The following is a 14,530-nucleotide window of genomic DNA, read 5'->3' as shown; positions in this document are numbered from 1 at the left end:
CTCGCTGGTCGCTCGCCGCCCTGGCACACGGGCAGGGGTTTGGATGTTTATGCGGACCAAACCCTACTGGACGCTATTTGAGGTCGCGCGGGGAGGGTGCCCAACGCGCCGCCGGGTCAGCCGAAGGGGGTGGGTTGCCCTGCTCCGGGCTACTTCTGACGGTGGTTCGGGCGCCCAGGAGCTCGGGACACGGGACATCCCGGCGGCCGCGGGTCCGCTGCGGCTCGTCGCGCCGTTCCTCGCGCCCCCCTCGGGGCGCCGCCCTGACCGGGGCTTTAGCGTGGGGGTGTGGCCTACTTCGATGCTGCTTCCGCCGCTCCTCTCCATCCCGTAGCCCGACAGGCCCTGCAGGCCTCGCTCGACGAGGGCTGGGCCGACCCGGCCCGGCTCTACCGCGAGGGACGACGGGCCCGGCTTCTGCTCGACGCGGCCCGCGAGGCGGCCGCCGACGCGGTGGGCTGCCGCCCGGACGAACTGGTCTTCACCAGCTCCGGCACCCGCGCGGTGCACTCCGGCATCGAGGGCGCGCTGGCGGGCCGTCGACGGGTCGGACGCCACCTGATCGTGTCAGCCGTCGAACATTCGTCGGTACTCCATTCGGCGGAGGTCCACGAGACGGCGGGCGGCACGGTGACCCGCGTCCCGGTCGACCGCGCGGGCGCGGTGTCCCCTTCCGCGTACGCCGACGCCCTGCGCCCCGACACCGCGCTCGCCTGCCTGCAGTCCGCCAACCACGAGGTGGGTACGGAGCAGCCGGTGGCGGCGGTCGCACAGGCGTGCAGGGCGGCGGGGGTGCCGCTGCTGGTGGACGCGGCGCAGTCGCTGGGCTGGGGGCGGATCGAGGGCGACTGGTCCCTGTTGACGGCAAGCGCCCACAAATGGGGCGGCCCTTCGGGGGTCGGACTCCTCGTCGTACGCAAGGGAGTGCGGTTCGCCCCTCAAGGGCCGCTGGACGAACGGGAGTCGGGGCGGGCGGCCGGCTTCGAGAACATCCCGGCCGTGGTGGCCGCGGCGGCCGCGCTGCGTGCCGTGCGCGCGCAGGCCGCCGTGGAGGCGGCGCGGCTGCGGGAACTGACGGACCGGATCCGGGCGCGGGTCCCGGAACTGGTCCCGGACGTGGAGGTGGTCGGCGACCCGGTCGGCCGGCTGCCGGGGGTCGTCACCTTCTCCTGTCTCTACGTCGACGGGGAGTCGCTCCTGCACGAACTGGACCGGGCGGGCTTCTCGGTCTCCTCGGGTTCGTCGTGCACGAGCAGCACGCTCACCCCCAGCCATGTCCTGAAGGCGATGGGCGTACTCAGTGAGGGCAACGTCCGGGTGTCGCTGCCGCCGGGCACGCCGTCCGAGGACGTGGACCGGTTCCTGTCGGTCCTTCCGGCGGCGGTCTCCGCGGTGCGCGAGAAGCTCGGCGCTCCGACGGCCCCCCGGACGGCGTCCGCCCCCTCCGGGTCCCTCGTCCTGGACGCCCTCGGCAAGCTCTGTCCGATCCCGGTCATCGAACTGGCCGGGGTCATCGGCGACGTGCCCCTGGGCGGCACCGTCCGCGTCCTGGCGGACGACGAGGCGGCCCGCCTGGACATCCCTGCGTGGTGCGAGATGCGGGGTCAGGAGTACGTCGGGGAGGAGCCGGCGGACCAGGGCTCGGTGTACGTGGTCCGCCGGGTGTCCTGACCCGCTGCGGGGTGGCGCCCGCCTAGACCAGGTGGGCCCTGACCTCCAGGGCCGCGTCGTCGCCGTACGCCTTGGTGAACCGGTCCATGAAGTGGGCGCGGCGCAGCTGGTACTCCTGGGTGCCGACCGTCTCGATCACCAGGGTGGCGAGCATGCAGCCGACCTGGGCGGCGCGCTCCAGGGAGACGCCCCAGGCGAGCCCGGACAGGAAGCCGGCCCGGAACGCGTCACCGACGCCCGTCGGGTCGGCCTTGCGCTCCTCGTCCGGGCAGCCGACCTCCACCGGCTCCTCGCCGACGCGCTCGATGCGCACGCCCCGCGCGCCGAGGGTGGTCACCCGGTGGCCGACCTTGGAGAGGATCTCGGAGTCGCTCCAGCCGGTCTTGGACTCGATGAGCCCCTTCTCGTACTCGTTGGAGAAGAGGTAGGTCGCCCCGTCCAGCAGTATCCGGATCTCGTCGCCGTTCATCCGGGCGATCTGCTGCGAGAAGTCGGCCGCGAAGGGGATGGAGCGGGTCCTGCACTCCTCGGTGTGCCGCAGCATCGCCTCGGGGTCGTCCGCCCCGATGAGGACGAGGTCGAGACCGTCGACCCGGTCCGCGACCGCCTTCAGCTCGATCAGCCGGGCCTCGCTCATCGCGCCCGTGTAGAAGGAGCCGATCTGGTTGTGGTCGGCGTCCGTGGTGCACACAAAGCGCGCGGTGTGCAGCACCTCGGAGATCCGCACGGAGCCGGTGTCGACGCCGTGGCGGTCCAGCCACGCACGGTATTCGTCGAAGTCGGAGCCCGCGGCCCCGACCAGGATCGGCCTGGTGCCCAGCTGACCCATACCGAAGGCGATGTTCGCGCCGACGCCGCCCCTGCGCACGTCGAGGTTGTCGACGAGGAAGGACAGGGAGACCGTGTGCAGCTGGTCCGCGACCAGCTGGTCGGCGAAACGGCCGGGGAAGGTCATGAGGTGGTCGGTGGCGATGGAGCCGGTGACTGCGATACGCACGGCGAGGACACGCTCCTGCGAAGGGAGAGGATTGACAGTTCACGCTACCCGGTCGGCGCCCGACCTCTGAAGCGGTCAAAACTACCCGATAGTAGGTCTTTCTTCGTAACGCTCCCGGTGCATACGGTTCCGTTATGACGAACCTCAAGGTCCACGGCTCAGCTCCGCTCGACCTCGAAGGCGGCCTGGCGTCACTGCGTGACGACTGCGCCCGGACCGCCCGGCGCTGGGCGGCGCCGGCCCCGGTCACCGTCCCGCCCGTGTCCCCGTCCCGCATCCACGGGGTGCGGGTGCCTCCCGCCTCGGCCCGCCTGCTGGACGCGATGTCCGACTACGGCGACTGACCCCGTATTTCGCGCGGCGTCCGCGAGGGTGTCGTGCGCGGGCGGCCGGACAGCGCCCGCGGGGAACCGTGCGCTCCCCCGCTGCGTCCCATCGCCGTCCCCCGTAAAGGGGATGCGGTGTACGACCCTTCAGCGCCCGCTCCGGGAATCCCGGACCGGGCCGGGCCGTCGAGGACAGCAGTGGAGCCGAAGGAGCGATGCGGTGAGCACCGAGCGACCCGACCACGAAGCGACCGACCCCGCCGAGGACGGTGCCGGGACGGCGAAGCCACGCCGTCGGCATTCCCGGGTGGCCGTCGCCTCGGTCGCGGCCGCCGTTCTGCTCGTCGGGGGCGGCGGGGCGTACCTGGCCACCACCGCCTTCGACGGCGGCGGACACAGCGGCTCCGAGTCCCCCGGCGGCGACGGCACTCCCCCGCCACTCGCCCTCGACGGTGCCACCGGAGGCGCCGGCACGGGCGGTGTCGCGCCCGGTGAGCCCAACCCCTACGGCACGGTCTACCGCGCGGACGGCAAGCTGCCCGACGGCCCGGACTCCGCGCCGGTCTACGCGGCGAGGGGTACGGTCACCGCGGCCGAGGTGACCCGCCTCGCCGAGGCCCTGGGGCTCACCGGCACCCCGCGGCTGGTCGGCGACACCTGGCAGGCCGGCCAGGCCGGGGACGGCTCCGGCCCGAGTCTCCAGGTGAACCGGCAGGCCCCCGGCACCTGGACGTTCAGCCGCTACGCGCCCGGCACCGACAACTGCAAGGGCGCCGTGTGCACCAGCGACCCCGGCTCGCCGAGCAGTCACGCGGTGGGCGAGGCCGCCGCGAAGAAGGCCGCCGCCCCCGTGCTGAAGGCACTCGGCGAGGACGACGCGAAGCTCGACGCGAGCACGCTCATGGGCGCCGTACGGGTGGTGAACGCGGACCCCGAGGTCGGCGGCCTGCCCACCTCCGGCTGGACCACCGGCGTCCAGGTCGACAAGGAAGGCCAGGTCGTGGGCGGCAACGGCCTGCTGAAGGCGCCGGAGCGCGGGGACACGTACCCCGTCCTCAGCGCGCGCCGGACGCTGGATCTGATGAACGCCTCCGGATCCGCCCCGGGTGGTGCGCGCAACGGGCCCGGCGGCTGCGCGAGCGCGGTGCCGCTGAAGGACCGGGACGAGTCGCCGTGCGCCGCGTCGACCGCGCTGCCGCGGCGGGAGTCGGTGAACGTCGAGAAGGCCGCCTTCGGGCTGGCGTCGCACTTCGTGGACGGGCACCAGACGCTGGTGCCGTCCTGGCTGTTCGAGGTGCGGCCGAAGGGGGCCTCCGCCCGCCTCACCGTGACGCATCCGGCCGTCGACCCGAAGTACCTGGCCGCGCCGCAGACCCCCGGGGCGCCGGCCCTGACGCCGAGCCCTCGGCCGACCGGCGAGTCGGCGTCCCGTGACGTCACGGTGCAGGGGTACACCGCCGACGGCAGGGATCTGACGGTGAGCTTCACCGGCGGGGTGTGCGCCGACTACTCCGTCTCGGCGAGCGGGAGCGCGGACAAGGTGACGGTCGAGGTCACCGAGACCCCGTGGCAGGGCAAGGTCTGCATCCTGATCGCCAAGGTCTACGAGAAGACGGTGCGCCTGGAGGAGCCGCTCGGCGACCGGAAGGTCGTGGGGTCGGACGGCGGGGAGATCCGGGAGGGGAGGACACCGGGCGCTTCGACCACCATGCCGACGGAACCGACGACGCCGAGGGTGCCGAAGGTGCCGCACACCCTGGAGCCGCTGGTGCGGTAGCGAGAACGGCCCGCTCGGGTGCGGGCACACAGACGCGAAGGCGGCGTCCCCGTCGGTGGGGACGCCGCCTTCGTACGTGTCCAGCGCTCGGCCTGGCCCCCGGCGAAGGGGCCGGGGGCCTAGCTGAAGGAGTCGCCGCAGGCGCAGGAGCCCGTCGCGTTCGGGTTGTCGATCGTGAAGCCCTGCTTCTCGATGGTGTCCACGAAGTCGATCGAGGCGCCGCCCAGGTACGGGGCGCTCATGCGGTCGGTGACGACCTTGACGCCGCCGAAGTCCTTGACGACATCGCCGTCGAGGGAGCGCTCGTCGAAGAAGAGCTGGTAGCGCAGGCCGGAGCAGCCGCCGGGCTGAACGGCGACACGCAGTGCCAGATCGTCGCGGCCTTCCTGGTCGAGCAGGGCCTTGACCTTGCCCGCGGCGGCGTCGGACAGCATGATGCCGTCGCTCACGGTGGTGGTCTCGTCCGATACGGACATCTGCTTCTCTCCCGGGTTGTTCGGAGACTGCTTGCCGACGATTGCAACCGCCGGGGCCGCGGATTCATTCCGGGCCGAGAGTCTGTCTTCTGTCTCTCTCTTCCCTCTCATGCTCGCACACGGGCGAGAACGCGCCCAGCGGCCTGTGGACGAGTCAGGGATTCTCATCACATGGTCACGACGGACATCGTCAACATGACGTGAAGCGGTTATGATAGATAGCGTCATTTAGACGAAAAGGCTTGTCCCGCATGTCCCGCCGGGTCGTTCGTGACCCGGCGAGCCGCAGAACAGAAAGGGTGCGTGTCGTGACCACCGCCCAGACCCAGGAGCTCGACGTACAGCCGACGCCCCTCGCCCTGCTGTTGCTCGGCCGTGAGGCCGACCCGAGGAGCGAGCGCGGCGTCGAGTGCCCCGGCGACCTGCCCTCGCCGTCCGACCCGGACCTGGTGGAACGCGCACGAGCGGCCAAGGAGAAGCTCGGCGACAAGGTCTTCGTGCTCGGCCACCACTACCAGCGCGACGAGGTCATCCAGTTCGCGGACGTCACCGGCGACTCCTTCAAGCTCGCCCGGGACGCGGCCGCGCGCCCCGAGGCCGAGTACATCGTCTTCTGCGGTGTGCACTTCATGGCGGAGTCCGCGGACATCCTCACCTCCGACGACCAGAAGGTGGTCCTCCCCGACCTCGCCGCCGGCTGCTCCATGGCCGACATGGCCACGGCCGAGCAGGTCGCCGAGTGCTGGGACGTGCTGACCGAGGCCGGGGTGGCCGGCCAGGTCGTCCCCGTCTCGTACATGAACTCGTCCGCCGACATCAAGGCGTTCACCGGCAGGCACGGCGGCACGATCTGCACGTCGTCGAACGCCCAGCGGGCCCTGGAGTGGGCCTTCGAGCAGGGCGAGAAGGTCCTCTTCCTCCCCGACCAGCACCTCGGCCGCAACACCGCCGTCCGCGACATGGGGATGTCCCTGGAGGACTGCGTCCTCTACAACCCCCACAAGCCGAACGGCGGCCTGACCGCGCAGCAGCTGCGCGACGCGAAGATGATCCTGTGGCGCGGCCACTGCTCGGTGCACGGCCGCTTCAGCCTGGACTCGGTGAACGACGTGCGCGAGCGCGTCCCCGGCGTGAACGTGCTCGTCCACCCGGAGTGCAAGCACGAGGTCGTCGAGGCGGCGGACTACGTCGGCTCCACGGAGTACATCATCAAGGCCCTGGAGGCGGCTCCGGCCGGCTCGAAGTGGGCGATCGGCACGGAGCTGAATCTCGTACGGCGGCTCGCGAACCGTTTCGCCCCCGAGGGCAAGGAGATCGTCTTCCTCGACAAGACGGTCTGCTTCTGCTCGACCATGAACCGCATCGACCTGCCGCACCTGGTGTGGACCCTGGAGTCGCTGGCCGAGGGCAACCTGGTCAACCGCATCGAGGTGGACCGGGAGACGGAACGGTTCGCCAAGCTGGCGCTGGAGCGGATGCTGGCGCTGCCGTAACCGCGAACGGCGCGGGCCCGTCCGACACCATCGGTGTCGGACGGGCCCGCGCCGTTTCGGTACCCCGGGCACCACGGGGACCCAGGGACTCAGGTCGTCAGACCTTCGCCGGTTCCGGCTCGTCGTCCGGGACGGACGGCGTCCGCGGCGGGGACCCGGCCTTCTTCAGCCGCTTCTGCGCCTTCTTCCCCGCCCGCCGCTCCTTGCGGAGTTCGAGCATCGCGTAGAGCGTCGGGACCAGCAGGAGCGTCAGCAGGGTCGAGCTGATCAGGCCGCCGATGACGACCACCGCCAGCGGCTGGGCGATGAAGCCGCCCTCACCCGTGACGCCGAGAGCCATCGGGAGCAGGGCGAAGATCGTCGCCAGGGCCGTCATGAGGATCGGGCGGAGACGGTGACGGCCACCCTCCACCACGGCCTCGACCACTCCGTAGCCCTGTCCGCGGTACTGGTTGATCAGGTCGATCAGCACGATCGCGTTCGTCACCACGATGCCGATGAGCATCAGCATGCCGATCATCGCCGGGACACCCATCGGGGTACCGGTGACGACCAGCAGGCCGATCGCGCCCGTCGCCGCGAACGGGATCGAGACGAGCAGGATCAGCGGCTGCACCAGGGAGCGGAAGGTCGCGACCAGCAGCATGAAGACGATCGCGATCGCCGCCAGCATCGCCAGGCCGAGGTTCTTGAACGCGTCGTCCTGGTTCTGCGAGACCCCGCCGATCTCGGCGGTCGCCCCGGCCGGGAGCTTGAGCGCCTTCAGCTTCGTGGTGAGGGCCGAGCTGACCGCGCCCGTGTTGTCCCCGGTCGGCTTCGCCGTGATCGTGGCGGCCCGCCGGCCGTCGATCCGGGTCATCGAGACCGGGCCGTCGACCAGCTTCACGTCCGCGATGTCACCGAGCTTCACCGCGCCGAGACGCAGGTCCCTGAGCCCGGCCAGCGACTCGGCCGGCTTCGCCGACCTGATGACGACGTCCCGCTCGCTGTCGTCCAGGATCGCCTTGCCGCTGGTGGTGCCGCGCACCGCCTCGGCGACGGCACCGCCGAGCGTGGCGTCGTCGAACCCGGCCGCCGCGGCCTTGGAGTTGGCCTTGACCGAGATGCGCGGCACGCTCTGCGCCAGGTCGCTGGTCACGTCCGTCACGTCGTCGAGCTTCGCGACCTCGGCCCGCACCCGCTCCGCCGCCTCGCGCAGGACGCCCGCGTCGGCCGCCTTCACGACCACGCTGAGGTCCTGGTTGCCGAAGCCGTCGCCGGCCGCGACCGTCGTCGTACCGATGCCGGAGAGCTTGCCGAGTCCGTCCTCGATGCGGTTCTGGACGTCGGCGGCGGACGCCGAGTCCTCCAGCATGACCTGGTAGGAGGCCTGGTTGGTGTCCGTACCGCCACCGAACGCGGCCATGAACCCGGACGAGCCGACCGTGACCTGGTAGTCCTTGACGCCCTTGACGCCGCCGAGCATCCGCTCGACCTTCTTCGCCTGCGTGTCGGTCGCCGCCAGGCTGGTGCCCGGCTTCAGTTCCTGCTTGAGGGTGAGCACCTTCTGCTCGCCCTGGTCGAAGAAGTTCGTCTTCAGCAGTGGCGCCATGCCGAAGGTGCCGACCAGGACGACCGCCGCGAGCGCCACGCTGGTCAGACGGCGGCGGGTGGCGAAGCGCAGGACGGGGACGTAGAAGCGCTGCAGACGGCTGCGGGCCTCCTTCTCCTCGGCCGTGCGGCGTGCCTCGTCGGCGTCCGCCGGCATGTCCTTCGGGGGCCGCAGGAACCAGTACGACAGAACCGGGACGACCGTCAGGGAGACGATGAGGGACGCCAGCAGCGCCGCCGTGACCGTCAGGCTGAAGGAGCCGAACAGCTCGCCCACCATGCCGCCGGTGAGGCCGATGGGCAGGAAGACGGCGACCGTGGTGAGGGTCGAGGACGTGACCGCGCCCGCCACCTCGCGGACCGCCTTGAGGATGGCCTCCTCGCGCTCCTCGCCGTAGCCGAGGTGCCGCTTGATGTTCTCCAGGACGACGATCGAGTCGTCGACGACCCGGCCGATCGCGATGGTGAGCGCGCCGAGCGTGAGCATGTTGAGCGACAGGTCACGGGTCCAGAGCACGATCAGCGCCAGCACCACCGACAGCGGGATGGACACCGCGGTGACGAGCGTCGAGCGGATCGACGCCAGGAAGACCAGGATGACCAGGACCGCGAAGAGCAGGCCCAGCCCGCCCTCGGTGGTCAGACCCTTGATCGACTTGGACACGGCCGGGCCCTGGTCGCTGACGACGGTGATCGTCGACCCGGTGCCCAGGTCCTTGCGCATGCCGGGCAGCTTGTCCTTGACGGCGTCGGAGATGGCGACCGCGCTGCCGTCGTGGTCCATGGTGACGTTCACGGCGAGGCTCGGCCGGCCGTCCGTGCGGGTGAGGGAGTCGGCCTTCGACGGCTCCTGCTCGACCTTCGCGACGGAGGAGAGGCGCACGGGCTTCTTGCCCTGGCCGCCCGTGACCATCAGGTCCTGGATCTGCCGCAGCGAGGTGAAGCCGCCGCCGACCTGGACGGTCCGGTTGTTGCCGTCCTCGTCGAAGGAGCCGGCCGGGACGGTCGCGCCGCCCGCCTGCAGCGCCTGGCCGAGAGCGGCGGGGGTGAGCCCGGCGTCCGCCATCCTTCCGTCGTCCGGCACCACGGTGACCTGGAGGTCCCGCACGCCGTCCACCGTCACCTGGCCGACGCCGTCGATGCTCTTGAGGTCCGGCACGACCGTGCGGTCGAGCTGGTCGGACAGGGCCTGCTGGTCCTTGTCGGACGTGACGGCGAGCACCACGGTCGGGATGTCGTCGGTCGAACCCGCGATGACCTGCGGGTCGACGGCGTCCGGGAGCTGGACGCGGGCACGGTTGACGGCCTGCTGGACGTCGGCGACGAGCTGCTTGGTGTTGTTGCCGTAGTCGAAGGACGCCCTGATCACGGCGTTGCCCTCGCCGGCGGTGGAGGTGACACCGGTGATGCCGTCGACGCCTTCGAGACTGTCCTCGATGGGCTCGACGACCTGCTTCTCGACCACATCGGGGGACGCACCCTGGTACGGCGCGAGCACGGACACCATGGGCAGTTCGATGGTGGGCAGCAGCTGCTGCTTGAGCTGGGGGATCGCGATCGCTCCGAACGCGAGCGCGACGATCGACATCAGCCCGATGAGGGCCCGTTGCGCGAGGCTGAATCTGGACAGCCAGGACATGGGTGGGGGGTCTCTCTTCCGTGGCGTGAGTGAGTGTGCGTGGTGAGTGGCGTGGTCGGCTTGGACGACAGGGGACGGCAGCGGGGACGGCAGGGATGACGGCCGGGTGGCGGGAGAGCGCGCACGTGTCCCGACGGGCCGGGGCGGCGGCCGCGCCGCACGGGTGAGCGCTCTCCTGCCACCATGAGCCATCGGCCGGCGGTGATCCGTCGCCCCTGGGTCTATTTCCTTATGGGGAACCTACTGCGGGCGCAGTACGGCCCGGTGAAGTTCACTCCACCCTTGGACGTACCAGTCCCGACTCGTACGCGATGACGACGAGTTGCGCCCGGTCGCGGGCGCCGAGTTTCGCCATGGCCCGGTTGACGTGTGTCTTCACCGTCAGCGGGCTGACCTCCAGCCGCTCGGCGATCTCGTCGTTGGAGTGGCCCCCCGCGACCTGGACGAGCACCTCGCGCTCGCGCCCGGTGAGCGCGTTCAGCCGCTCCGTGCGGCCCGGGTCGCGCCCCTCGTCCGCGCCGTCGCCCTGCGCGAGGAACTTGGCGATCAGTCCCTTGGTCGCCGCCGGGGAGAGCAGCGCCTCGCCGCCCGCCGCGATCCGGATGGCGTTCAGCAGCTCGTCCGGCTCGGCGCCCTTGCCGAGGAACCCGGAGGCCCCGGCCCGCAGCGACTGGACCACGTACTCGTCGACCTCGAAGGTCGTCAGCATGACCACCCGCACCTGCGCGAGCCCGGGATCCGCGCTGATCAGCCGGGTGGCGGCGAGCCCGTCGGTCCCCGGCATGCGGATGTCCATCAGCACCACGTCGGCGCGCGTCTCCCTGGCCAGCCGCACCGCCTCGGCGCCGTCGGACGCCTCCCCCACGACCTCCATGTCGGACTCCGAGTCGACGAGGACGCGGAACGCGCTGCGCAGCAGCGCCTGGTCGTCGGCGAGCAGGACACGGATGGTCATGCGGGGTCCCCCAGGGCAGGCGTGCGGGTCTTGACCGGAAGGATCGCATGGACGCGGAAGCCGCCTCCGTACCGGGGACCGGCGGAGCAGGTCCCGCCGAGCGCGCCGACCCGCTCGCGCATCCCGAGCAGCCCGTGGCCGCCGCCCTCCTCCGGGCCGTCGTCGTGTCCGGGCCCGTTGTCGAGGACGGTCACCTCCACGTTCGGGCCCACGCGTACGACGCTGACCTCGGCCTTCGCCTCGGGGCCCGCGTGCTTCCGCACGTTGGTGAGGGCTTCCTGGATGACCCGGTAGGCGGCGAGGTCGACCGCCGCGGGGAGGGTGGTGCCGTGGTCGGCGCGCGCCACCTCGACGGGGAGTCCCGCGTTGCGGAAGGTGTCGGCGAGTTCGTCGAGGCGGGCGAGGCCGGGGGCCGGCTCGGTGGGGGCCTCGGGGTCGCCGGACTGGCGCAGCAGGCCGACGGTGGCGCGCAGTTCGTTGAGGGCGGAACGGCTGGCCTCCCGTACGTGGGACAGCGCCTCCTTGGCCTGGTCCGGGCGCTTGTCCATCACATGCGCGGCGACTCCGGCCTGCACGTTGACCAGGGCGATGTGGTGGGCGACGACGTCGTGCAGATCGCGGGCGATGCGCAGCCGTTCCTCGGCGACGCGGCGCCTGGCCTCCTCCTCGCGGGTGCGTTCCGCGCGTTCGGCGCGTTCGCGGATGGCGTGGACGAAGGCGCGGCGGCTGCGGACGGCGTCGCCCGCGGCGGCGGCCATGCCCGTCCAGGCGAAGATGCCGAGGTTCTCCTGGGCGTACCAGGGCAGCGGGCCGGCGAGCATGGCGCAGGCGGTGAGCACGGTCATCGTGAGCAGGCCGACCCGCCAGGTGGTGGGGCGGTCCGTGGCCGACGCGACGGTGTAGAGGGCGACGACGGCGGACATCACGACCGGGGTACGGGGGTCGCTCGCGACCAGTTCCACGACGGAGAGCGCGCCGGTGGCGGCGAGGACCGGGAGGGGGGCGCGGCGGCGGAACACCAGGGCGGCCGCGCCGAGCACCATCAGGGTCAGGCTGAGGGCGCTGGGGGTGCGGGCGCCCCAGTCCGCTCCGTGACCGCCGTGCGGGTCCACGAAGGAGCTGGCCATCATGGTCACGAGTACGCCGGTCGCCAGGGCGGCGTCCAGGGCCATCGGGTGCGCGCGGAGTCTGCACCTCGTGCGCTCTAGGGTGCTCACTTCGTTCACGGTACGGGGACCTTGCGGGGGGCGGAACGCGTGCTGCCCGACCCGGGGTTTCCCGTCCCCGGAGTCGGTACCGGGGGCCGCCGCCCCCCAGACCCCCCCCATCGGCCTGAACGGCCTCGTCCTCAAACGCCGGACGGGCTGAGGACATGCCCCCGCCCGGGACCGTCAGCTCACCCCCAGATCCCCGGCTCACCCCCAGATCCCGGCCCAGGCCCGCACCTCCACCCCGTCCCGCGATCGAGGACGGGCTTCGGGCGATGCGGGGGTCCAGGGGGCGCTGCGCCACTGGCGGGGGGCTGGGAGCGGAGCCCTCAGGTACGGGGGCGGAGAAACCCTCAGCCGGGGATCAGGCCGTCCCCGTCGAGCATGTCGCGGACCTCCGCGAGCGTGGCGTCCGGGGACGGGAGGATCAGCCCCGAGGGTTCCAGCGCGTCGTCGGGAAGCGGAGCGCCCAGCCGGTGGACCGCGTCGAGAAGCGCGGCGAGGGTGCGCCGGAAGCCGGCCTCGTCACCGCCCTCCACCTCGGCGAGCAGCTCGTCGTCCAGCTTGTTCAGCTCGGTGAGGTGGCCGTCGTCCAGCCTCACCTGCCCCTCCCCCATGATCCGCACGATCATGTCGCCCTCCTAAGGCGTGGGACCCGGTCGGTCACCGCTGCCGCTCCTGCCCGTGCTACTGCTTGTCGAAGCGCGGGGTGTCCTGCGGCTGGGACCGGGTCTGGCCCTCTCCCGTGCCGCCCTCGATCGCCTGCTGCGAGGAACCGCCGGCCAGCTCGGCCTTCATGCGCTGCAGTTCCAGCTCCACATCCGTACCACCGGAGAGCCGGTCCAGCTCGCTCTGGATGTCGTCCTTGGCGAGTCCGGACTGGTCGTCGAGGGCGCCGGAGGCGAGCAGCTCGTCGATGGCACCCGCGCGGGCCTGCAGCTGCGCGGTCTTGTCCTCGGCACGCTGGATGGCCATCCCGACGTCGCCCATCTCCTCGGAGATGCCGGAGAAGGCCTCGCCGATACGGGTCTGCGCCTGGGCCGCGGTGTACGTGGCCTTGATGGTCTCCTTCTTGGTGCGGAAGGCGTCGACCTTGGCCTGCAGACGCTGGGCCGCGAGGGTGAGCTTCTCCTCCTCGCCCTGGAGGGTCTGGTGCTGCGTCTCCAGGTCCGTCACCTGCTGCTGGAGCGCGGCGCGGCGGGAGAGCGCCTCGCGGGCCAGATCCTCCCGGCCGAGCGCGAGCGCCTTGCGGCCCTGGTCCTCCAGCTTGGTGGACTGGTTCTGGAGCTGGTTGAGCTGCAGTTCCAGACGCTTGCGGGAGGTCGCGACGTCGGCGACACCACGGCGTACCTTCTGGAGCAGCTCCAGCTGCTTCTGGTACGAGTAATCGAGGGTTTCGCGCGGGTCCTCGGCCCGGTCAAGGGCCTTGTTCGCCTTCGCGCGGAAGATCATCCCCATACGCTTCATGACACCGCTCATGGGCTTCGCGCGCCCCCTTCTGACGGACTCCAGCTCCAGGTACTGCAACAGAACCCACAGTACGGGCCCTGCATCCATTACCGCACTGTTCGGGGACGGATGCGCTCATCCCCAAGGACGACTGCGTACGGTGCCGCTCCGGCGTAGGGAGTAGGTGGAACCCGGGGTGACCCCCCGCGTCCCTTTCACGTCCCCCCGCGAACAACGTCCCCTGTGTCCCCCTACAGACGTACGGTGTTGCCGGATCGTTCCCCACTCGATCGACGTCCATGCCGCCGCACCCCGTACCCTTGGGTTTTGTGTTCCGTAGCCGTGCCAAGGAAGAGAAGGCCCCCGCCGACAAGGCGCGGGTGACCGACTCCAAGCAGACCCGTGACCCGCAGGCCCCCAAGGGCCGCCCCACGCCCAAGCGCAGTGAGGCCCAGACCCAGCGTCGCAGCGTCGCCCAGACGCCGTCGACGCGCAAGGAGGCCGCCAAGCGCCAGCGCGACGATCGCCGTGTCCAGCTGGAGAAGCAGCGCCAGGCGCTGGCCAGCGGGGACCAGCGCTATCTGCCCGCCCGCGACAAGGGGCAGGTGCGGAAGTTCGCGCGCGACTTCGTGGACTCGCGCTTCTGCATCGCGGAGTTCTTCCTGCCGATGGCCGTGGTCATCCTCGTGCTGAGCATGGTGCGGGTGGGCTCGCTGCAGAACATCGCGCTGCTGTTGTGGCTGGTCGTGATCGTGATGATCGTGGTCGACTCGATCGGCATCGCGATCCGTCTGAAGAAGCAGCTCGCCACGCGCTTCCCGGACCTCCCCAAGAAGGGCGCGGTTCCCTACGCGCTGATGCGTACTCTCCAGATGCGTCGCCTCCGGCTGCCGAAGCCGCAGGTCAAGCGCGGAGAGCGGCCCTGAGCGCGGCATCCTTCTCCGGCGAC

At 71.3% G+C, this 14,530-nt stretch carries 12 protein-coding genes; 5 read left to right on the top strand and 7 right to left on the bottom strand.

All coding sequences use genetic code 11. The features are described 5' to 3' along the window. Window positions 1-288 precede the first annotated feature (288 nt). Window positions 289-1,671: a cysteine desulfurase/sulfurtransferase TusA family protein gene (locus ACFVTC_RS04795; RefSeq protein ID WP_390123959.1), complete on the top strand. Its 1,383-nt coding sequence runs from the start codon at window positions 289-291 to the stop codon at window positions 1,669-1,671. Between the two features lie 22 nt (window positions 1,672-1,693). On the opposite strand, the gene ACFVTC_RS04790 is transcribed toward ACFVTC_RS04795, so the two are convergent. Further along, window positions 1,694-2,668, bottom strand: a complete 975-nt coding sequence (locus ACFVTC_RS04790; protein ID WP_390123957.1) for a carbohydrate kinase family protein — start codon at window positions 2,666-2,668, stop codon at window positions 1,694-1,696. Window positions 2,669-2,802: 134 nt separating this feature from the next. On the opposite strand from ACFVTC_RS04790, the gene ACFVTC_RS04785 reads away from it, so the two are divergent. Both ACFVTC_RS04785 and ACFVTC_RS04780 read left to right on the top strand, forming a co-directional pair. Continuing rightward, the gene (locus tag ACFVTC_RS04785) at window positions 2,803-3,012 is read left to right on the top strand and encodes a hypothetical protein (RefSeq protein ID WP_390123955.1); all 210 of its coding nucleotides are present in this window, start codon (window positions 2,803-2,805) and stop codon (window positions 3,010-3,012) included. 202 nt (window positions 3,013-3,214) lie between these two features. Next, entirely contained in the window at window positions 3,215-4,771 is a 1,557-nt protein-coding gene (locus ACFVTC_RS04780; protein ID WP_390123954.1) for a hypothetical protein, read from the top strand. A gap of 119 nt (window positions 4,772-4,890) precedes the next feature. On the opposite strand, the gene ACFVTC_RS04775 is transcribed toward ACFVTC_RS04780, so the two are convergent. Further along, window positions 4,891-5,247, bottom strand: coding sequence for an iron-sulfur cluster assembly accessory protein (locus ACFVTC_RS04775; protein ID WP_148013634.1), 357 nt, complete (start codon window positions 5,245-5,247; stop codon window positions 4,891-4,893). A gap of 308 nt (window positions 5,248-5,555) precedes the next feature. Between ACFVTC_RS04775 and nadA the strand changes: the two genes are divergently transcribed. After that, window positions 5,556-6,740, top strand: a complete 1,185-nt coding sequence (gene nadA / locus ACFVTC_RS04770) for a quinolinate synthase NadA (protein ID WP_390123952.1) — start codon at window positions 5,556-5,558, stop codon at window positions 6,738-6,740. Window positions 6,741-6,837: 97 nt separating this feature from the next. Here the strand turns inward: nadA and ACFVTC_RS04765 are convergent, their stop codons facing one another. The 5 genes from ACFVTC_RS04765 to ACFVTC_RS04745 all read right to left on the bottom strand — a co-directional run bounded on the left by ACFVTC_RS04765 (window position 6,838) and on the right by ACFVTC_RS04745 (window position 13,611). Further along, window positions 6,838-9,969, bottom strand: coding sequence for an efflux RND transporter permease subunit (locus ACFVTC_RS04765; RefSeq protein ID WP_390123950.1), 3,132 nt, complete (start codon window positions 9,967-9,969; stop codon window positions 6,838-6,840). Window positions 9,970-10,240: 271 nt separating this feature from the next. Continuing rightward, complete coding sequence (locus tag ACFVTC_RS04760) at window positions 10,241-10,924, bottom strand: response regulator (RefSeq protein ID WP_390123948.1); 684 nt, start codon at window positions 10,922-10,924, stop codon at window positions 10,241-10,243. Next, complete coding sequence (locus tag ACFVTC_RS04755; protein ID WP_390123946.1) at window positions 10,921-12,141, bottom strand: sensor histidine kinase; 1,221 nt, start codon at window positions 12,139-12,141, stop codon at window positions 10,921-10,923. Before ACFVTC_RS04755 ends, ACFVTC_RS04760 begins: the two co-directional genes overlap by 4 nt. Window positions 12,142-12,485: 344 nt before the next feature. Next, entirely contained in the window at window positions 12,486-12,764 is a 279-nt protein-coding gene (locus ACFVTC_RS04750) for a hypothetical protein (RefSeq protein WP_153291000.1), read from the bottom strand. A 55-nt stretch (window positions 12,765-12,819) separates the two neighbouring features. Then, on the bottom strand, window positions 12,820-13,611 hold the full coding sequence (locus ACFVTC_RS04745; protein WP_390124700.1) for a PspA/IM30 family protein: 792 nt from the start codon (window positions 13,609-13,611) through the stop codon (window positions 12,820-12,822). Between the two features lie 269 nt (window positions 13,612-13,880). Between ACFVTC_RS04745 and ACFVTC_RS04740 the strand changes: the two genes are divergently transcribed. Beyond that, window positions 13,881-14,507, top strand: a complete 627-nt coding sequence (locus tag ACFVTC_RS04740) for a DUF3043 domain-containing protein (protein WP_390123943.1) — start codon at window positions 13,881-13,883, stop codon at window positions 14,505-14,507. Window positions 14,508-14,530 lie beyond the last annotated feature (23 nt).

The sequence above is a fragment of the Streptomyces sp. NPDC057950 genome (assembly GCF_042887295.1).
Lineage (GTDB): Bacteria > Actinomycetota > Actinomycetes > Streptomycetales > Streptomycetaceae > Streptomyces > Streptomyces kaempferi.
This window is presented reverse-complemented; position numbering and strand designations above follow the sequence as displayed.